Below are 20533 nucleotides of genomic sequence, written 5' to 3'. Positions count from 1 at the left end.
GGTTTCAAAACAATGTCTGAAACGGAATTCGACCTGGTTGTTATCGGCGGTGGTCCGGGCGGTTATGTGGCTGCGATCCGGGCGGCTCAGCTGGGAATGAAGGTCGCTTGTGTCGAAATGCGCGGTTCTCTGGGCGGTACCTGCCTGAATGTTGGCTGCATTCCTTCCAAAGCCTTGCTGCAGTCTTCTGAGCTCTATGATGAGGCCAACCACAGCTTTGCCGATCATGGGATCAAGGTCAGCCCGAAACTGGATCTGGACACGATGATGGGCCGCAAGGACAAGATCGTTTCCGAACTGACCCAAGGCATCGAATTCCTGTTCAAGAAAAACAAAGTCACCTATGTCAAAGGCCGCGGTCGCATCAAGGCGGCAGGACTGGTTGAAGTGACCGAGGGTGAAGACAAGGGCAAGGAACTGACCACCGGTAAAATCCTGATCGCGACCGGTTCCGAATCCACCCCGATCCCAGGCATTGATGTGGATGAAAAACAGATCGTCACCTCCACCGGCGCGCTGGAACTGAACAAGGTGCCGAAGCATCTGGTGGTGATCGGCGGCGGTGTGATCGGCCTGGAGCTGGGGTCCGTATGGCGCAGGCTGGGCGCGGAAGTGACCGTAGTTGAATTCATGGACCGTATCCTGCCGACCATGGATGGTGAAGTGTCGAAAACCTTTGCGCGCTCGCTGAAAAAGCAGGGTGTGACCCTGAAGCTGAAGAGCAAGGTCGTCGAAGCGAAAAAAGCGAAAACCGGCGTGACGTTGAAAATAGAACCCGCTGCCGGAGGTGATGCTTCCGAGCTGAAAGCGGACGTGGTGCTGCTTTGTGTTGGCCGTCGCCCCTATACCGAAGGGCTTGGCCTGGAAGAGTTGGGCGTTGAAAAGAACGAACGTGGTTTCATCAGCGTTGATCACAGCTACCAGACCAATGTGCCGGGTATATACGCCATCGGCGACTGCGTGCCGGGGCCGATGCTGGCGCATAAGGCAGAAGACGAAGGCATGGTTTGTGTTGAAATGATGGATGGCCAGAAACCACATATCAATTACAACGCCATTCCTGGCGTGGTCTACACCTGGCCGGAAGTGGCCGATGTTGGGGCATCGGAAGAAAAACTGAAGGCGGATGGTGTTGATTATAAAGTCGGCAAGTTTCCTTTTTCCGCCAACAGCCGGGCCAAGGCCAACGGCCTGCGCGACGGGTTCGTGAAGATCCTGGCAGACAAGAAAACCGACAAGGTGCTGGGGGCTCATATTATCGGACCGAATGCCGGTGATTTGATCCATGAGATTGTCACCATCATTGAGTTTGGCGGCACGGCGGAAGATGTGGCCCGTACCTGCCATGCCCATCCGACCTTCTCTGAAGCCGTGCGTGAAGCGGCACTGGCCACCCAGGATGGTGCGATCCACGTCTGATAAGGATATGTTGGCATAAAGAAATGGAAAAGGCCGCCTCGCAAGGGCGGCCTTTTTTCATGGACCGGTCAGGCAGTCAAAATAATGCGGATTGGAATCCGGTGGGGCCACATCCTTTTGGTCTTCGTAAAATTTCTTATAGGCATATTCGGTGACCCCGATGATGCAGCGCGCGCTGCCATCTTCATTGGTCAGGGGCAGGGTCAGGCGCTCGGCTGGCTTAAAGGACAGATCGCGCGCCATGTTGAAATCGGTTTTCATCACAAGGGCACGATCAATCAGATACTGCCAGCGGGTGGTTAGGGTCTTGGCGATATTGGGCTGGAATAACTCACGAGTTAGGGCGCCGGTGATATTCCTTTTCCATGCCGTATTGATGGCATCGCCGGAAAGCTCACAGCGGAAATCATCATGATCGTCATCATACTGGTAGATCCAGATCGCGGGCATGGCCTGATAAATGGCGGTTGGATCAATATCGGATCGAAGCGGGATTGAACGGTCCCGGCGGATGTCGAGCCAATGTTTCAACACTATGCCAAGCGCCTGTGACTGCACGATCGGCAGTCCCTGTTGTGGATCGGGATAAAGGCCCAGAGGATTAATCGGGTTCGACATGAAGACTTGAATATGCGCCAATTCTGATAAAGCGCAGTCTGCGGCATGTCCAGTTGCTGGTCAAGAGGTTCCGACCGTGTTGTTCGAGGGTGATGAATTGTTGCTTGAACTGTATAAAAAACCGCCCGCAGCAGAGGCTGCGGGCGGTTTCCATCAATTGATGATGCCGGCCGATTAATGCCGGAAGTGACGCATGTTGGTATAGACCATGGCAATGCCGGCTTCGTCCGCGGCGGCGATCACCTCGTCATCACGGATGGAGCCGCCTGGCTGGATCGCGGCGGTCGCGCCGGCTGAAACGGCGGCCATCAGGCCGTCGGCAAAGGGGAAGAAGGCATCGGATGCGACGACTGACCCCGCAGTGCCTTTGTGTTTCTCGGATTTGGATGCGGCAATCTGGGCGGAATCGACACGGCTCATCTGCCCGGCACCGATACCGACCGTGGATTGCTCACGGCAATAAACGATGGCATTGGACTTCACATGCTTGGCGACTTTCCAGGCGAACAGCATATCTTCCCATTCCTGTTCGGTGGGTTCGCGCTTGGTCACTACCTTGCAATCTTCCCGCCGGATCACACCATTATCCCGGTTTTGCGCCAGGATGCCGCCGGAAAGCGTGCGCCAGGTCATGCTCTGTTCGGCGGGGTCAGGCATGGCCCCGGTCACAAGAACGCGGACATTTTTCTTGTCCGCCAGGATCGCTTTGGCATCGTCGGAAATTTCGGGCGTGATGATCACTTCCAGAAATAGTTCAGTCAGCTTTTCCGCCAAATCAGCTTCCAGGCAACGGTTCAGGGCGACAATGCCGCCAAAGGCTGAAACCGGATCGCAATCCAGGGCCGGCTGCCAGGCGTCAATCAGGCTGTCTGCCTGGGCAACGCCACAGGGGTTGGCATGTTTGACAATCACGATGGCCGGTTTGTCAAACTCGGAAACCAGCTCGAAAGCCGCATCGGCATCGTTGATATTGTTGAAGCTGAGTTCCTTGCCCTGGATCTGTTCGGCAGTCACCACTCCCGGCCGCTTGGTGCCGGTGGAATACAAGGCGGCTTCCTGATGCGGGTTTTCCCCATAGCGCAGGATCTGTTGGCGGCGTCCGGCCTGGGTGAAGCGTTTGGGCCAGGTCTGGCCTTGTTCCGCGGTGAGCCAGTTGCTGATGGCGCTGTCATAGGCAGATGTCCGGGCGTAAGCTTCCCGGGCCAGGAATTGACGCAGCTTCTGGCTGGTCTGGCCTTCATTCTCATCCATATCCTTGATGACAGAGGCATATTCCCCGGGGTCGGTGACCACCGTGACATAGGAATGGTTTTTTGCTGCCGCGCGGATCATGGCGGGACCGCCAATGTCGATATTTTCGATGCAGGTATCATAATCGGCACCGGAAGCCAGCGTTTCCACGAAGGGGTAGAGGTTGACCACCACCATATCGATCGGGGCGATATCATGGCTTTCCATGGCCATGCGATGCTTTTCGTTTTCCCGGTTGGCAAGAATGCCGCCATGAATGGTCGGGTGCAGGGTTTTCACCCGTCCGTCCATGATCTCAGGAAAACCGGTATGGTCGGAAACTTCGGTAACGGCTAGGCCCGCTTCCTTCAATACTTTCGCGGAGCCGCCTGTGGAGAGCAGGCGGACCTTGTGGCGTGCAAGCTCAGTGGCAAATTCCACAAGGCCGGTTTTATCCGAGACGGATATAAGGGCGCGTGCAATGGGAGTATCGGTCATTCTATCCTCATTTTCTTCCGGCGCGGATCGTACTTATTGTTCGATCTGCCGAAGGGGCGGCGTTGCCGCATTATCAAAAGTGACGGTTCTGTTGTCTGGCCTATATTCGGGAACCAGCCGGCACAGGTTTTCCAAACATTTTTGCCGGTCGCGCTTGCGGGCGGTTTTTTCCAAAATGTCGAACTCTTCGCGCAGGATTTCCAGCGTACTGGTTCGCGGTGCCGCCAACATGATGCCTTCTGCGACGGTAGGCAGCTGCTTTTCAAGATTGTGAAGCAACTCTTCATAGAGCTTCTCACCGGGGCGCAGTCCGGTATATTCAATCTTGATATCTTCATCCGGCTTCAGACCCGCCAGCATGATAATCTGCCGCGCAAGATCGGCAATTTTCACCGGCTGGCCCATATCAAGCACAAAAATCCGGCCTGCGGTGCTGTCGTCGGTGCTGCCCAGGACTGACGCCTGCAGAACCAGTTCAACCGCTTCGCGGATGGTCATGAAAAAGCGCGTGACCTCCGGATGGGTTACTGTAAGCGGGCCACCGGCGGCGAGCTGTTTCTGGAACAGGGGGACAACCGATCCGGTGGACCCCAAAACATTGCCGAAACGGACCACCACAAATCTGGTGCCGTTTTCGCGCCGGGAAATTGTGTCGCTGGCTTGTATATATTCTTCCGCCAGACGTTTGGTAGCCCCCATGACATTGGTCGGGTTGACGGCCTTGTCGGTGGAAATCTGGACCATGCAATTGACGCCGGCCTTGCGGCAGGCGTCGGCAACAATGCGGCTGCCCACAACATTGGTGAGAATGCCTTCCATGGGGTTTTCTTCAACCAGCGGCACATGCTTGAAGGCCGCAGCATGGAAAACCAATTCCGGCTTGGTGCGCTGCATTACATCATCGATGCGGTCCCGGTCGCGGACATCACCCAGCATGGCAAGGCGGGGCAGGTCAGGAAATTTCAGGCCGATTTCCTGGTCAATCAGATATAGCTGATATTCGGAATTATCCAGTAACGCCAAGCTGGCTGGTTCCAGGGCGCTGATCTGGCGGACAAGCTCGGATCCAATGGATCCTCCGGCACCGGTCACCAAGACCCGCTTCCCGGTCACGAGCCTTTTCATGGCAGGACGGTCCAGCGTCGTTTGTGCCCGGCCGAGCAGATCTTCAACCGCGATGGGGCGCAGTTCCATCTTCTCGTCCTGAATTCCGGCTTTCAGTTCGGAAAGCTTGGGCAGCCTTGCAACCGTGATTCCCTCTGCCTGGGCCATTTCGAACAGCTTCCGCAACTGGGTGGGCTCAATATTATCCTTGGTCAGGATGATTTTTTGCGGCGGTTGCTTCAGGCTTTTCCAATTGTCCGGTTGGATCGATTTCAAGGTGCCGATGACCGGAACACCATGAATGGTATGGCCAACCCGGCGCGGTTTTTCAGAAATCAGTGCCACGGCCTTGAACATGCCCTTATGATCGCGGCTTTGTTCCCGCAAAAACAGCTCGGCTTCATCACCAGCGCCGATCAACATCACCGGCAACCGTTTATAGCCGTTTTTCTCAAGCAGATGTCCCGTATGCCGGTCCTTGAGCAAGCGGTAAAAGAAACGAGGGCCGCCCAGCATGGCGATCAGCACAATCCAGTTGATCACCGGCAGCGAACGCGGAACCAGTTCCAGCCGGTTCAGGGAAAACAAGATCGGCAGGAAAATCAAGACTGCGACTGTAACCGCTCTGGTAATGGCGACCAGGTCATTCATGGAGGCATAACGCCAAATTCCACGATATAAACGCAAAAACCAAAAGACAGGAGCACAGATCAGAACAAAGATCCCGGTCGTCTGTATGAAAAACTCATCAGGATAATATTGAATTTCGTTGCCGATACGCAGATACAGCGCCAATGGCAGGGACAAGCCTGCCATGATCATGTCATGAACAAACGCAATGCGCGCCTGATGGGATTTGAATAAGGGCGTCATGATTGCGATTTTCTAGTCCCACGGGGATTGGAGTGCAAGTAAAGCTTCATGATATATCCTGCCTATGCCCGCGATACCAGTCCGCGGTTTCCTTCAATCCTTCCTCGGGGGAATAAATCGGCATCCAGCCGGGTATTTTTCCATCCACCGTTAAGGATTCGGTCAGGCGTTGTATCATGTTGGACCGGCCGCTCAGCCTTCCGGCCATTTTCAGGGCCGCGACCGGGACAGGCAACAGGCGGGCAGGATATCCCAGCGCTTTTGCCGTGAGGCGGAAAAGTTCGGGCGTGGAGAGATCATGCTGATCGCTTGGCAAATAGATGCCCGGCAGGCAGTGGATCGCATGGGAAATGGCATGAGTCAGGTTTTTTACGTAGATCATGCTGCGCCGGTTCTTGATGGCACCTACCGGCAACGGCAAGCCCCGGGTCAGCAGCCTCAGCAGGGCTATGAAATTTCCCTTCACCTGAGGGCCATAAACTAGAGGGGGGCGTAGGATGACGATTTCCATGCGCCCGGCATAGCGTAAAAGCGCCTCTTCCGCTTCGGCTTTGCTAACCCCGTAAGGGTCACAGGGGGCGAGTTCGTCATCCGCGCTGAGGGGATGCTGGGATTCCTCCCCCATGGTTTTGACTGAGCTCAGGTAGATGAAGCGCCGGGCGCCTTTCTCGGCCGCCTGCCGGGCCAGGTTTTCGGTGCCATGCAGGTTGACTTCACGATAGATATCAATGGGGTTTTCCGAGGTTTCATTCATGACATGGGCGCGGTTCGCCAAATGAATGACAGTGTCAATGTCATCCAAGTAGGGGTGCCAATCCGTATTGCCGTCGATCTCGCCGATTTCCACCCTTGTTGGCTGAATGACCGTATATCCGGCAGCTTGCAGATCGGGAACAAGATGCTTGCCGACGAAACCAGTGCTTCCGGTTAGAAGGACTTTCCCGCCCAGATCAGTCATGAAGGGCACCCCGTGATTTCTCGGCATGTCTGGAATTCATCCAGAAGATCAGAAGGCCGATCAAGGCAGCAGCGGCGGCCAGTGCGTAATAGGGAGCGGCTACCGACCAGCCGGCCAAGATGATCAATCCGCAATTGGTCAGCGCGATCATCAAACTGACCCGGGCATGGCTATGTCCGGATCGGACAGCGCGCTGGTAGTAGTGATCCCGGTGGGCTTCCCATATTTTTTCCCGACGGATGATGCGTTTTAACAAGGTAAGGCCGGCATCGGTCAGATAATATCCGGGCAGAATGATGGCGGCTGCCCATTCTCCGCGGGCTGCAAGAACCAACAGAAGGCCGCCGAGAAAATAACCCAGAGGAATGCTGCCGACATCGCCAAGGAAAATCTTCGCCGGGTGCCAATTCCAGATCAAAAAACCGGCTGTTGCCGCGGCGATCAGAAGACCGGGAGCCAGCTCGAATGTTGGAAACGGATTGCTGGCAGACTGTGCGCTGGACAGGGTGATCAAGGTGAACCCCAGGCCAATGCCTATGGCTTCCACCCCGGAGATGCCATCAATGCCATCCATGAAGTTGAAAAAATTGATGAATGCGGTCCACGCCAGAATGATCAAAATCGCGATCAGCCAGACTGGGAGATATGCCTCCAGCGGGATGCCATGCTGAAAAACCCAGGGCAGCGACATACCGGTCAGCACCAGTTGGGCGAGGAAGCGGATTTTGGCGGATAAGTCATAGATATCATCCAACCAGGACATGCCAGCCAGTAAAAAACCGACCCCTAGCGGCAGATAGTCCAGCAATGCCCCGTCTGGTCCCAACTGCCAAAGCCATACGGCGAGAATAATCGAAGTGACGGCGATTCCGCCTCCGCGAGGTGTCGGCACCTTGTGGCTCGACCGATGGTTGGGGTGATCAAGGATGGCCCGTTTGCGCAGGAACAGCAGCACCATACCGGTCACAGCAACGGAGGAGGCAGACAGAATGAGAAACAGGGTGATATTTTCAAACATTCCAGCCTTATAACCGCAGTCTCTGTCTCTGACCAGTGGCTGTTGCATGTTGTGCGGTGTTTGACATGCATCGTCGAAATAGGTACACCGCAATTTGGCGGATGACACGGATTTCGGACGATATCCTAATGAACTTCAGGGAAGCATTTTAATGATTGAAAATCCTCGCATTGCGGTTGTCGGTCTGGGATATGTCGGATTGCCTTTGGCTGCTGCTTTGTCGACCGAATTTTCGACCATTGGATTTGATATAGATGAAGGCCGTGTCAAGGAATTGAAGCAAGGTCATGATCGGACCGGCGAGCTTTCCAGTGGTGCCTTGCGGGATGCGCCTTTAAGTCTGTCCGCCACTCTGTCGGAAATTTCGGATGCGGATATCTATATCGTGACTGTTCCGACCCCGGTTGATGAAAACAACCTTCCGGATCTGAACGCATTGCGCAAGGCTTCCCAATCTGTTGGGACTGTTCTGCAATCAGGCAATGTGGTTGTTTATGAAAGCACCGTTTATCCCGGCGTCACGGAAGATTTCTGCGGCCCGATCCTGGAAGAGGTATCGGGGCTTAAGGCGGGTACGGATTTCTACCTGGGGTATTCTCCGGAACGCATCAACCCTGGCGATAAGGTCCATACGGTTGACAAGATCACCAAGGTGGTCGCCGGACAGACCTCAGAGGTCTCTGAGCTTCTGGCACGTATTTATGGTTCCATGAATAACGGCAATATCTTCATTGCCCGTAATATTCCAACCGCCGAAGCGTCCAAGGTCATCGAGAATGCACAGCGCGATATCAATATCGCTTTTGTCAACGAAATCGCGACCATTTTCGGCAAAATGGGTATTTCGGTTTATGATGTGCTCGATGCAGCGAGCACCAAGTGGAATTTCCTGAATTTTCAGCCGGGGCTTGTCGGCGGGCATTGCATCGGTGTGGATCCCTATTACCTGGCGCATGCAGCGCAGGAAATCGGCCTGGATCCCAAGATCATCCTGTCGGGACGTGAGACCAATGACAATATGAGCAAGGTTATCGCTGGGCGGATCAATGATTTGCTGACAGGGCCTTCTAAGCTTCTGGTCTTGGGAATTACCTTCAAGGAAAATGTTCCGGATATTCGCAACTCCAAAGTCGGGGATTTGATTGCCGCCTTTAAGGAGCAAGGGCATGATATCACTGTATTTGATCCTCTGGCGGATAAAGAAGAGACCCTTGACGAATATGGGATTGAGCTTTCTGACGATTTGGGCAGCGGCTATGACTGCGTTGTCGGGGCTGTCCCGCACGATGTTTTCAATGAATATTCGTTACGTGAGTTGCTGAAGGAAGGTGGTCTGGTTGCGGATGTAAAGGGTATGTGGCGTCATCGCAGCCTGCCGGACAGCTTGCGCCGCTGGAGCATGTAAGGCCGGACGGAATATCACCGGGCTTTACGGATCTGATCCTTTCTAGGTGAATATCCCCAGTTCGATAGCATTTTTGATATTCGGGCGGTTGCCAATGCTCATTGATCAGGCCATGGGCGCTGTCTGAAACGGTTCCGCCCCCTTGAAGCGAAAGCCTGCGGGCGGCTCTTGGCGGGTCCGGTTGAGAAAGCCGGACAAGACCAGAAGTGCGCCATCCGAAAAGGAAAAAATCAGGTCTTCCTGATCCCGGATGATCTCCATTTCATCCGATCGGAACGCGAAAAACAAATTTTCACCCGGTTCCACAGTCATCAAAATCACGGTTCCTGCTTCGGGCCGGAGGATACGCCGGTGCCAGATCCGCTCTTTCTGGTTCCACGCAAGCCAGTGGCGCGCGGAATATTCTTTCAGTGCGTCTGTGTCCATGAGTGTCGCCGCATCCGGCAAGGGGAGGGAGATGCAACCGGAGACCTGTCGGCGAAAACGAAGGTCCCAGGTGGCAAGGGGCAGTCCTTCGGGCGATAGGACGGACAAGGTGTTGCCGTCGGTTTCAAAGCAGAAGTTCCGAACTGAAGGCGCGGCGTCCGGCGAAACGGATGCTTGCGCTTGCTTCCGAAAAGGGAATTGAGCTGGCATGTAATACTATCCCGGAGCAGGCAGGAAATGGAGGCAGATATAAGTCCGCCTACCTTATCCCAGCATAGGTCAATCGGGACAGGGGGCAACTGTCAGAAGTGACAGAGCGGCCCATCAGCCTCCTGTCACTCCTGATGGAAGGCCCATTTAATAATCGTGGCTTCTTCACCGGCCAAGCCGGTAAGCACAATCTGTTGTGAGCGGCGCAACTCGCCATCTCCCATGTAAACGCTGTCTTCCAGGCTCATTTCTGCACCCTTGCAGCGGAATTTATAGCCGCTGCCGCCCGGCAGTCTGACCAGGGCGGAGGACTGGTTGTTGACCAGGGAGACGGAGCATTTCGGATGTAGATGAAAGCGTATTTTGAATGCCGCCCGTTCCTTGGTTGAACTGCCTTCCAATTTGTCTTCGCCGCGAAGATCGGTGCCGTCTTCGGACAGGTATACCCGCCTGGTGTGTTGGAGGCCAAAGCTTGGCACATAGCCGTTATGTGCAACGGTAACCCAGCTGGGGCCATCGCCGTCATGGCGGGTGATCTCGCAGGCGGCCCGGCGTCTTGTAAACCCGCCTTTGTCCCGCAAGGCACTGGAATTTGTTTCATCCAGGGTTAATGTGCTGTGTGCCGCTGTGGTGCGCCTGACTTCCTGCCAACGCGGACTGCTGTCCAGGCCGCAATTCACCAGCAACCGATCCTTACCAATGCTGATCTCCAGGGCGGCGGTTTCCGCATGGGCATGTTTGTCATAGGGGGCTGGTGGCGGGGCGCCTGCATCTATGAGGGCAATGGTCTTGCCTGCCTGAAGCCGTTCGAAACCGCAGTGGGGAAGCCGTTGCGGAGCTGTTGCTTTACTGCCAGATCGGCGGAGCAAAGCCTCGATCTCGGCGGGATGGCCTTCCCGACCGCCATTAAAGATGCCCAAGCCGCCGTCGCCATGGCGGAAAAACCGAATGGTCGCGGCGCAGCGGTCCAGCGCGTTCAAGATGACGCCTGGAACATCCATGCCGGCATCCTGAAACGCTGCCTGCATTTCGACAAATTCCCGAAAGACTGCGACCAGATCCTCAGGGTTGCGGGTGGCGGGGCCACCGTCTGCAAGAAACTGTTTCGACAGATCTTCCTGCAACTGATCCATGACTTTGTCCAGGCGTACCGAAAGGTTGGGCATGGAAAGCTGTGCGATCACAAGACCCTTTGCCACGGTGAAGCGGTCTATATTTTGCGGGCCGAAGGGGGAAACCCGGGTCAGATGCCTGACCTGGCGGCGCAGACTCTGGGTCACCTGCTGCTGGAACAGGGGATCTGCATTCTCGATGAAAAAGGGCCAATGGCGAAGCCAGGTGGAAATCCTGTTTGCAATCACGGCCGGTTTCCAGGCGGAAGGATAGAGACGGATGCTTGCCAGGTTGTTATTCCGGGTGATCCAGTCGGAGGTGAGGGCGCGTGCTTTCAGGATCGCAATTTCACTTCCATATGCCTGGAGATCCCGAATCCAGCGGAAATCATTCATTGCGCACAGCCAGTCAGGACTGGCGCCGGCGGCTTCCCAGGGGTTGCGTTCCTGGGCAATGGTTTGGCCGGCAAAATGATAGCGACCGGTTGCGATCGCTTCGCCGCGTGCGGGCTCTCCGGCCCAGGGGCTGTCGATACGATGTTTGCGGAAAGGGAATGTGCCGCCCAGCAGGGTCAACCCATAAAGCGCCCGCCCGCCCGTCAGTCGGAACAGGGCATAGCGCAAGACCGGCCAGAATTTTCCTGTGTTCAAGGTGCCTTCAGACGCCTGCATCACTCCCTCAATCTTCTTTTTAATCCCCGCGCAAGCGCCGGATGTTTTCTGCATATTTTTCAGGGCCGCCGACAAAGGTCGCGGTCCCGGCAACCAGGACATTGGCCCCGGCTTCAATGGCAAGCGGTGCTGTGTCGAAATTGATGCCTCCATCCACCTGCAGATCGATCTCGCGGCCGCTGGCATCGATCTTGGCCCGCAATTCCCGGATTTTATCAAGCTGGTTCATAATGAAGCTCTGGCCGCCGAAACCGGGGTTGACTGACATGACCAGGATCAGATCGACCATATCCATCAGATAATCCACAGTGCTGGCTGGCGTGGCCGGGTTCAAGACAATCCCGGCCTTCTTACCCAGAGACTTGATATGCTGGACTGTGCGATGGCTGTGCGGGCCCGCTTCCGGATGGATCGTGATGATGTCGCAGCCGGCTGCGGCAAAGTCATCCAGGAAGGGATCAACCGGGGAAATCATTAAATGAGTATCAAATGTCTTTTCCGTATGCGGGCGAAGCGCTTTGACGATCGGCGCGCCCAGCGTGATATTCGGCACAAAATGGCCATCCATCACATCAATATGGATATAGTCGGCGCCGGCCGCGTCGATGGCACGGATTTCCTCACCAAGTTTGGAGAAATCAGCGGAAAGAATGCTGGGGGCGATACGGACGGGGCGGGACATAATTCAAGACTCCGGAACAGTGCGCTCATTCAGGCGCACCCTGCCGAAACTAGGGCGGAAAGGCAAGTGCAGAAGCCTGTTTAGACCGGCAATGAGTCAGAATTATGGCCGCGATGTCTTTTCTGTGCGAGAGGTTGCTTTTGCCGGGGTCAAAAACAGACGGCGGCCAAGGGTTCCGACCATAGCCCAGCCTAACATGTAACAAACCCCGCCAACCGGTGTCAGCGCTGAAAAGAATACAACATCGGTCAGTCCCATCAGGATCAGGTTGACGGAAAACATTATCTGTCCTGCCAGAAACAGAATCCCGGCGAGCGCGGCAAGCCTCGGCTGGAGGGAAGAAAGCCAGATGCAGATCATAAAGCCCGGAATGTGGAAAAACAGGAATTGGCTGGCGGTGGCCAGGCGTTTTATGGCTTCCGGCTCCAAAGCCGCGTGGGAGGCGATGGCACCGACAGCGACTGCTGCCAATCCGAACAGGCCGGAAATGAAGATAAAAAATGCGGAAAGCCTTGAATTCATGGAAATCGCGTATTGATTGATGGTCATGGCGAGACTATCGCCAATGGAAAAGGCCCGCAAGCGCGGGCCCTTTCGCAAAAGAATTTTTATCTGGGTTTCGTTAAGCGAATTGATCGACAATCTGGCCGAGGGCCCTGGTCTGTTCGCTTTCCTGATCCTGGTTGCCGTTCACCACTGTGGTGGAATTTTCCTGCCGGGTCGCCTGATTAGTGTCATTGGCGGGCTGGAAGCCGGTGGCGTCGACCTCCCCTGCCGCCGGTGTGGCCGGCGGCGGGGCGCTGTTTTGACGTGCGGCCTGCTGTGCTTCGGCACTGATGGTGACGGTGTCTTCTGTGTCAGAAGGCTGGAAGCCCCTGGCCGTGTCACCGTCGCTTTCCTGAGGCTGTTGTGTGGCCCTTGCCTCCGGCGGGGTGGCGGTGTCCTCGGCGCGGTCAACACGCCGGGTCTCCGTGCCGCCGGTATCTTCGGCGCGGGTCCGTTCCTCGTCCTCACGAAGCCGGTCCTGCTCCGCCTGACGGTTGGTGTCATTGGTCCGGGTCACTTGCCCCGGATCAAATGGGGCGTTGCCGCCAACTCCAGCGAGATCAGTCATTTCTTGCGTCCTTCGCTTGCAAAATGCCGGGTGCGGGACAATCCCGAACTGTTTGATTTTCCAGAAACTATTCTTTGAATAGCGCGATTGGAAAAGACATTTTGCCGGGCCCACGACCGATCATATATCACCTGATGAACCGGTCCAGGCTCTCTCTCCATCTCATAATATAGTGGAAAAACGTTGGAAATTCAAGGAAACCTGTTGTTTGCGGGGATTTGTGGTGAATGGTGAATGCCCCTCAGGCACTTGATTATCGCATCGGGCATTTCAATATCCTGGGCAATCGGGTATGCCGGTTTGCCTTTTGCACCAGATACGGAAACAGATGATGAAAAATAAACAAGCCCCTATGAAGATCGACATCGTTTCCGATGTTGTCTGCCCCTGGTGCGTCGTTGGATACCGGCAGTTGGAAGAGGCTCTGGCGGAAAGCGGCATTGAAGCGGAAATTATCTGGCACCCGTTTGAATTGAACCCGCAGATGGCAACGGATGGGGAAAATCTGCGCGAGCATCTCATGGCCAAATATGGCTCGACTGTGGATCAGTCCAGACAGGCGCGCGAACAGTTGACCGCAGTGGGAGAAACCCTTGGTTTTCGGTTCAACTTCTCTGACGAGAGCCGGATCTACAACACTTTTGACGCTCATCGCCTGATCCGTTGGGCGGCGGATCACGGCAAGGCCCACGACCTCAAGATGGCACTCTTCTCGAGCTATTTCACGCAAGGGAAGAATATCAGTGATCATAAGGTCTTGGCACAGGCCGCCCATTCTGTCGGGTTGGACAAGTCTGAGGCCATGGCAGTGCTGAAAGACGGCCGGTTTACCTATGAGGTGCGGGCCGAGGAATCATTCTGGACGGAAAACGGCATCAGCGGCGTTCCTGCGGTGGTGTTCCAGCAAAAACATCTGATGACGGGGGCCCAGGGGGTGAAAAACTATCGTCACATGCTCAGTCAGCTGACCGCCAAAGCGGAATGAAGGGGGCTCAGCGCCTGGCCCTGGGGTCCAGCGCATCTTGAAGGCCGTCTCCCAGGAAATTGAAGGCAATCACGGTGACGAAAATCATCAGGCCGGGCCAGACTGCCAGCATGGGCGCATCCCATAGATAATCCTGGACATTATTAAGCATATTGCCCCAGCTGGCGGTGGGTGGCTGGATGCCGAGTGCCAGGAAGCTCAGCACGGATTCCAGCAGGATCACATTGCCGATGGTCAAAGTGGTGGCCACCACGATAGGTGATGCCACATTGGGAAGGATATGGCGGCACAAAATGGCAGGGCTGCCCAGTCCCTGCGCCCTGGCGGCAATAACAAATTCCCGGCGGCGCAGGCTCAGGGTCTCGGCCCGGACCAGTCGGGCCACCGTGGTCCAGCCAACAAGGCTGATGATCAGGATGATGCGATAGAGGCTGAAAAGTTCCGATTGGGCGATGCTGTCGGGCAGGCCCAGCTTTTGGGGATCAACCGCCGCCAGCACGATCAAGAGGGGCAGCAGGGGCAGCGCGATCACCGCATCGGTCGCGCGCATCAAAAAACCATCGGGCCAACCGCCGAAATAGCCGGCTATCAGACCAATCATGGTCCCCAACAGAGCCGCCAGTAATGCCGCAATGATCCCGACCATCAGGGAAACCCGGCCGCCATATAACAGGCGCAGGAAAACGTCACGCCCGGCTTCATCGGTGCCCAGCCAGTGATCGGCACTGGGCGGGGCCAGGCGGTTGAACAGGTCCGCCGCACCGGCATCAAGCCCCAGCAACATTTCCAGGGCCGGGGCGAATAGCGCGAGCAAGGCCAGCAGGACCACCAGGGCCAGCGCCAGCAGGGCCAACCGGTGCCTGGCAAACTGCCGCCAAAAACCATCATGCGTGGGAAGGCCGGGATTGGAATATTCAACCGCCAAGTTTCACCTCCTCCAGCTCGATGCGCGGATCAAGCAGGCCATAACAAAGATCGGCGAGGATATTGCCCAGCAGCGTGGTGGCGGTGGCCAGCAGGAAACCAACCATGGCCAGATTGTAATCGTTGCCCAGAACGGAATCATAAATTGTCTTACCCATGCCCGGCCAGGCAAAGATCGTTTCTATGATCAAGGTGCCGGAAAAGAGCGATCCAAAACTGAGGGCTATGATAGTCACCAGTGGCAATAGCGCATTGCGCAGCACATGATGGGTGAGTAGTCGTGTTTCACTAACTCCTTTGGCCAGGGCGGTCCTTACATAATCCTGGCGCAGGGTCTGCAAGCTGGCGGCGCGCATGAATCGCAGATAGGTGCCAACATTCAGGATGGTGAGGGTGGCCACCGGTAAAATCAAATGACGCAGATGGTCCATCAGCCCGGCATCGCCCGGAGGGGCCGCGCTGGCCGGCAGCCAGTTCAGGGTCACGGCAAAGCCGATGATCATCAGGATGGCAAACCAGAAGGGCGGCACGGAGATGCCGGCAAAACTGGCAAGATTGACGGTATAGTCAAACCATCCATAGGCCTTCCGGGCAGCCAGCAGGCCCAGCGGAACCGCGATGACGATGGATAGCAGGACCACCGGCAGCATCAGGATCAGCGTGTTTACCAACCGCGGCCATAAGACCTCCCAGACCGGCTGGCCGAACAGCCTGGAATAGCCAAAATCCCCTTGCAAAGCCTGGGTGAGCCAGTTCCAAAACCGGGTTATGATCGGCTGATCAAGCCCATAGAGGGCTTTCAGGCGGGCCGCGTCCGCGGGTGTCAGGTCCGGATTGGATTGCACCATCAGATCGATAGGGTCACCCGGCATCAATCCCATCAGCCAATAGGTCAGAAAGATCACAATGAACAGGATGAGGCCGGACTGCGCCAGCCGCCGGGCCAGAAAAGCCGCCATCAGGGCGCCCTATGCCAGTTTTCAACCCATAGCGTGCTGGGATATTGGTGGCCGGTCGGAACCAGTCCTTTCAGGTCCTTTGGCAGGATGTAAGGGTTCGCCCGGTAATAGAGCGGCAAGACCGGCAGGTCTGTTGCATATAGCTCCTGCATTCTGTCCCAGGCGGCCTGGTTCTGATCCGCCTCACATTTCAGATCCATATCCTCGATTAATTGATCCATCTCCGGCTTGGCATATCCGGTGTAATTCTGGCCGGCCCAATTATTTTCCTCGTTGGGGATCTGATCGGATTTCAATGTGGTTAGCGGAATATGCTTGGGCGAGGAAAACCAGGCGAACATGGCCATGCCGGTGAATTTGCGCTTGGAGACGGTTTCACCGAAGAAAACCCGGGCGGGTTCATTGCGGATCCGCACGTCAACGCCGATTTTCTTCCATTGGGATTGCAGCACCTGTTCAACCAGCTCACGGGTCTTGTTGCCCGCGGTGGTCATCAATTCCAATTGCAGCTTTTCACCTTCTGCATTCCGTCGGACACCGTCCGAAGCCAGGGTCCATCCGGCCTCTTCCAACAGGCGGCTGGCGGCTTCGGGGTCAAAGTCATATCGCGGCGCGTCAGGGTTATAGACGGAATCGAGCGGATTGACAGAACCATGGGCAACCGGTTGTTTTCCGGCAAATAGCTGCTGGCTGATGGCATCGCGGTCAATGCCTTGCAGCAGGGCGCGGCGCACCCGCACATCCGCCAGGATGGGGTTTTCCAGCATCAGATCGATATGTTCGTATACCAACCCTTGTTTGTAGATGAACTGGAAATCATCGCCGTGGCGGCGTTCAAACGCCAGGGCCTGGTCCGTGGTTAGGCCCGACTCTCCGGCAATCATATCAATGTCTCCGCTCAACAGATTGGCGGTCAGGGCGGCGGTATTTTCAATGGCGCGGATCTCAATCTCATCGAACCAGGGTTTTTTGCCCCACCAGCGTTCATTGCGCACCAGTGTGATTGACTGCCCATTTTGAACATTGCTAACCCGATAGGGGCCATACCAAAGGGCGGGGTTGGTCGGGTCTTTTTCATAAAGTGTGCGATTTTGATATTCGCGCGGATCGTCTGAATAAGGCCGGTCCACATGGGACGGCAACAGGGTGAAGCCGGGTATTCCCTGATAATCGCAACTGCGTCGGTTCATAACCAAGGTAAAGGTCTTGTCGTCGATCACCTCAATCTTTTCGATCCGGCGGTAAAACTCGAAATTGTCGATCCCCGATTCCGGGTTGGCACCCACTTCCCAGGTAAACATCACGTCCCGGGTGGTGATAGGTGTGCCGTCGCCCCAGACGGCTTTCGGATCCAGGCTGTAGGTAACGGCGATGCCCTCTTTGCCACTTTCGGTGACCACATATTTTGCCGTGCCCTTGTCGAAATCCGGCAGTTCGGTGCAAAGCAGGCAGACATCTTCCCAATTCGCGTCATAAACACTAATCGGGCGTCGGGTCATGCCCAGGATATAGCTCTTTGCCATCATGGAATCATAGGCCGGGTGCAAACTGCCGGGATATTGGCTGATGCCGATCACCAAACGTTTGTTTTCGGCCCATGCCGTGCCGCTGATAATGAAGGTAAGCAAAAGGCAGGTCAGCTGGATCCAGCGCATAAGGTTCCTCGGGCGTGGTGAAAATTACGGTTGAATGGAGGATGGCGCAGAACACCGCCCCGGATCAAGTCACCAAGGCGCGATGAAGTGGGCTCAACCTTTCCTCCCCATGGGAAACAGCGGATATTTAATCGTTATGCCGGGGAAAAAACGGTGCCTGCCGACACCGGTTTTCCGGGCAGATTGAGACTCATCCGCGCATGCGGCTGCCCATTGGATCATAGAGCGGTTCCTTTTGCAGCCGTGCCGGTTTCAATTCTCCCAAGATCTCAACCGCAAACCCGTCTGGTTTGTCGGCCAGATTGCTTGGCACATAGCCCATGGCGACGCTCGCGCCAATATGGTGGGCGTAACCGCCGGAACTGACATAACCGACGCATTGCCCTTCATAAAAAATTGCCTCGTCATTGGAGACATCAATGTCATCGGTATCGATTACCAGAGTGATGAGCTTTTGTTTCGGACCGGTCTCTTTTTCTTTCAAGGCGGCTTCACGGCCGATGAAATCTCCCTTGTCCCAGTTGATGAAGGCATCCAGGCCGGATTCCGCTGCGGTGAAATCGGGCCGGAAATCCAATGTCCAAATACCCCAGTTTTTTTCCAGCCGCATGGACATCAATGCCCGCGCGCCATAGAGGGTGAGGCCAAGATCGGAACCGGCCTCCTCCACTTGTTCAAACAGTTTTAGAAGATATTGCGGGGCGACATAAATCTCGTAACCCAACTCGCCCGAAAAGCTGACTCTGGCTAGGATGGCAGGGACATTGCCGACGGTGGTTTGCCGGATATCACGGAATTTAAACGCCTCCGCGCTGACATCATCCCGGCAGATCCGCTGCAAAAGTTTCCGGGCCTTGGGGCCGGACAGCGCCAGCCCGTGAAACGCATCGGAACGATTGCGGTAGGCAACTCCTTCATCCGGCAGATGCCTCTCGAACCAGCGGCGGTGCATTTCCTGCGCCCCGCCGGATCCAAACAGGATGAAATGATCTTCCGTTAAGCAGGCTACCGTCAGATCACCATAAAGCTTGCCTTTTGGCGTGAGCATGGGCGTCAGGGTGAGGCGGCCCGGTTTCGGCAGTTTGGCGGCAAGAAGACGGTTCAGGAAAGATCTGGCGCCTGGGCCTTTGAATTCATGCTTGGCGAAATTGGCGATCTCAATCGCGCCAACATCTTCACGAACCGCCTTCACTTCTTTGGCCACATGGTCAAAGGCATTGGAGCGGTGGAAGGTGGGCTCCTCATGGGCCTCTTCCGGCGAATTTGCAAACCACAGAGCATTTTCCAGGCCGAACCCATCACCCATGACGGCACCGCGTGCTTTCAGTCGGTCATAAAGCGCGGTGGTTTTCTGGCAGCGGCCTTCGGGGAGAGTCTCGTTCGGATAGGTCAGCAAAAATCGCCTGGAATAATTTTCCGCCGATTTGATGGTGCCGTATTCCCTGGTGGCAAATTCGCCAAAGCGCGCGATATCCATGGCCCAGACATCGATGGAAGGTTCGCCTTCGATCATCCATTCTGCCATGCAAAGACCAACCCCGCCGCCCTGGCAGAAACCGGCCATCACGCCAACCGCGGCCCAATAGTTTTTCATGCCGGGCACTGGGCCGATCATCGGGTTGCCATCGGGGCCGAAAGTGAAGGGGCCGTTGACCACTGTTTTGATCCCGGCCTCGCCCAGGGGCGGGATGCGTTCAAACGCCAGCTCCAGTCGTTCGGAGATGCGGTCAAGATCCGGCGGCAGCAGTTCATGGCCGAAATCCCATGGTGTGCCCTCCACCTTCCAGGGCGTGGATTTGGGCTCGTAGGTGCCAAGCAGCAGGCCTTGATGTTCCTGCCGAAAATAGATATTGGCCTCGTAATCGATACCGCAGGGCAGCCAGCGGTTTTCCGCCTCGATCTCGGGGATGGTCTCGGTGATCAGGTAGTGATGCTCCATCGGTTGGACCGGAAGATCGATTCCTGCCAGATGGCCGACCTCGCGCGCCCAAAGGCCGCCGGCATTCACGATGATCTCCGCATTGATGGTACCGTTGGGCGTGACCACATCCCAGCTGCCGTCGGCACGCTGATTGGTCTCGATCACCGGCGTGTTGCGGTAATATTTCGCGCCATAATGTTTGGCGGATTTGGCATAGGCATAGGTCACCCCGCTTGGGTCCACATGACCGTCAATCGGGTCATAAAGTGCGCCGAGATAATGTTTGGGGTCGATCAGGGGATGCATCTCGGCGACCTCTTTCAGGTCGATAAATTCCTGGTCCAGGCCCATATAGCGCGCCTTTGAGCGTTCGCGCTTCAGGTAATCAAGCCGCTCCGGGGTCGAGGCCAGATAAAAACCGCCGGTGGTATGCAGGCCGACCGACTGGCCGGACAGCTCCTCAATTTCCTTGTAGAGATTAATGGTATAGCTTTGCAGGCGGGAGATATTCGGGTCCGAGCTGATGGTGTGGATCTGGCCGGCCGCATGCCAGCTGGATCCGGAGGTCAGTTCCGAGCGTTCCAGCAGGATCACATCCTTCCAGCCGAACTTTGCCAGATGATAGAGGATTGAGCAGCCAACGACACCGCCGCCGATGATCACCACTTTTGCATGGGTTTCCATAATTTTCACTCCCGGAGATTTTCTTCAGTTTAAATGTCGCAATTGCCGGGTCCTTGTTCTTTTTCC

At 55.8% G+C, this 20533-nt stretch carries 17 protein-coding genes; 3 read left to right on the top strand and 14 right to left on the bottom strand.

The genetic code is table 11. The features are described 5' to 3' along the window. Positions 1–12 precede the first annotated feature (12 nt). Positions 13–1419 carry a dihydrolipoyl dehydrogenase gene (gene lpdA / locus DFP90_RS15460; protein ID WP_115937408.1) on the top strand — a complete coding sequence of 469 codons (1407 nt, stop codon included), beginning with the start codon at positions 13–15 and terminating at the stop codon, positions 1417–1419. A 57-nt stretch (positions 1420–1476) separates the two neighbouring features. On the opposite strand, the gene DFP90_RS15455 is transcribed toward lpdA, so the two are convergent. The 5 genes from DFP90_RS15455 to DFP90_RS15435 all read right to left on the bottom strand — a co-directional run bounded on the left by DFP90_RS15455 (position 1477) and on the right by DFP90_RS15435 (position 7718). Further along, positions 1477–2037 carry a PAS domain-containing protein gene (locus tag DFP90_RS15455; RefSeq protein ID WP_115937407.1) on the bottom strand — a complete coding sequence of 187 codons (561 nt, stop codon included), beginning with the start codon at positions 2035–2037 and terminating at the stop codon, positions 1477–1479. A gap of 174 nt (positions 2038–2211) precedes the next feature. Beyond that, positions 2212–3765, bottom strand: coding sequence for a bifunctional phosphoribosylaminoimidazolecarboxamide formyltransferase/IMP cyclohydrolase (purH, locus tag DFP90_RS15450; protein WP_115937406.1), 1554 nt, complete (start codon positions 3763–3765; stop codon positions 2212–2214). Between the two features lie 33 nt (positions 3766–3798). Then, a complete protein-coding gene (locus DFP90_RS15445) occupies positions 3799–5742 on the bottom strand; it encodes a polysaccharide biosynthesis protein (RefSeq protein WP_115937405.1) in 1944 nt (647 codons plus the stop codon). Positions 5743–5788: 46 nt separating this feature from the next. Further along, positions 5789–6700 carry an NAD-dependent epimerase/dehydratase family protein gene (locus DFP90_RS15440; RefSeq protein WP_115937404.1) on the bottom strand — a complete coding sequence of 304 codons (912 nt, stop codon included), beginning with the start codon at positions 6698–6700 and terminating at the stop codon, positions 5789–5791. After that, a complete protein-coding gene (locus DFP90_RS15435; protein ID WP_181905389.1) occupies positions 6693–7718 on the bottom strand; it encodes an MraY family glycosyltransferase in 1026 nt (341 codons plus the stop codon). The genes DFP90_RS15440 and DFP90_RS15435 overlap by 8 nt, the downstream gene beginning before the upstream one ends. A 151-nt stretch (positions 7719–7869) precedes the next feature. Between DFP90_RS15435 and DFP90_RS15430 the strand changes: the two genes are divergently transcribed. Beyond that, positions 7870–9123, top strand: a complete 1254-nt coding sequence (locus DFP90_RS15430; protein ID WP_115937402.1) for a nucleotide sugar dehydrogenase — start codon at positions 7870–7872, stop codon at positions 9121–9123. A 105-nt stretch (positions 9124–9228) separates the two neighbouring features. Here DFP90_RS15430 and DFP90_RS22695 read toward each other — a convergent pair whose 3' ends face one another. The 5 genes from DFP90_RS22695 to DFP90_RS15405 form a co-directional block, all read right to left on the bottom strand. Next, complete coding sequence (locus DFP90_RS22695; RefSeq protein WP_147301029.1) at positions 9229–9549, bottom strand: hypothetical protein; 321 nt, start codon at positions 9547–9549, stop codon at positions 9229–9231. 335 nt (positions 9550–9884) lie between these two features. Beyond that, positions 9885–11543 (bottom strand): heparinase II/III family protein, encoded by a 1659-nt coding sequence (locus DFP90_RS15420; protein WP_181905388.1) that lies wholly within the window; start codon positions 11541–11543, stop codon positions 9885–9887. 19 nt (positions 11544–11562) lie between these two features. Continuing rightward, the gene (gene rpe, locus DFP90_RS15415) at positions 11563–12225 is read right to left on the bottom strand and encodes a ribulose-phosphate 3-epimerase (RefSeq protein ID WP_115937399.1); all 663 of its coding nucleotides are present in this window, start codon (positions 12223–12225) and stop codon (positions 11563–11565) included. Between the two features lie 102 nt (positions 12226–12327). Then, positions 12328–12774, bottom strand: coding sequence for a DUF423 domain-containing protein (locus DFP90_RS15410; protein ID WP_147301028.1), 447 nt, complete (start codon positions 12772–12774; stop codon positions 12328–12330). Positions 12775–12847: 73 nt separating this feature from the next. After that, positions 12848–13339, bottom strand: a complete 492-nt coding sequence (locus DFP90_RS15405) for a hypothetical protein (protein ID WP_115937397.1) — start codon at positions 13337–13339, stop codon at positions 12848–12850. A gap of 328 nt (positions 13340–13667) precedes the next feature. Here DFP90_RS15405 and DFP90_RS15400 point away from each other — a divergent pair, with 328 nt between their 5' ends. Then, a complete protein-coding gene (locus DFP90_RS15400) occupies positions 13668–14324 on the top strand; it encodes a DsbA family oxidoreductase (protein WP_218044692.1) in 657 nt (218 codons plus the stop codon). 7 nt (positions 14325–14331) lie between these two features. Here DFP90_RS15400 and DFP90_RS15395 read toward each other — a convergent pair whose 3' ends face one another. The 4 genes from DFP90_RS15395 to DFP90_RS15380 form a co-directional block, all read right to left on the bottom strand. Further along, complete coding sequence (locus DFP90_RS15395) at positions 14332–15249, bottom strand: ABC transporter permease (protein ID WP_115937395.1); 918 nt, start codon at positions 15247–15249, stop codon at positions 14332–14334. Then, positions 15239–16207, bottom strand: coding sequence for an ABC transporter permease (locus DFP90_RS15390; RefSeq protein ID WP_115937394.1), 969 nt, complete (start codon positions 16205–16207; stop codon positions 15239–15241). The genes DFP90_RS15395 and DFP90_RS15390 overlap by 11 nt, the downstream gene beginning before the upstream one ends. Next, positions 16207–17862 (bottom strand): peptide ABC transporter substrate-binding protein, encoded by a 1656-nt coding sequence (locus DFP90_RS15385; RefSeq protein ID WP_115937393.1) that lies wholly within the window; start codon positions 17860–17862, stop codon positions 16207–16209. The genes DFP90_RS15390 and DFP90_RS15385 overlap by 1 nt, the downstream gene beginning before the upstream one ends. Before the next feature lie 190 nt (positions 17863–18052). After that, positions 18053–20467 (bottom strand): GcvT family protein, encoded by a 2415-nt coding sequence (locus tag DFP90_RS15380; protein WP_115937392.1) that lies wholly within the window; start codon positions 20465–20467, stop codon positions 18053–18055. Positions 20468–20533 lie beyond the last annotated feature (66 nt).

The organism is Aestuariispira insulae (genome assembly GCF_003385955.1).
Lineage (GTDB): Bacteria > Pseudomonadota > Alphaproteobacteria > UBA8366 > Aestuariispiraceae > Aestuariispira > Aestuariispira insulae.
This window is presented reverse-complemented; position numbering and strand designations above follow the sequence as displayed.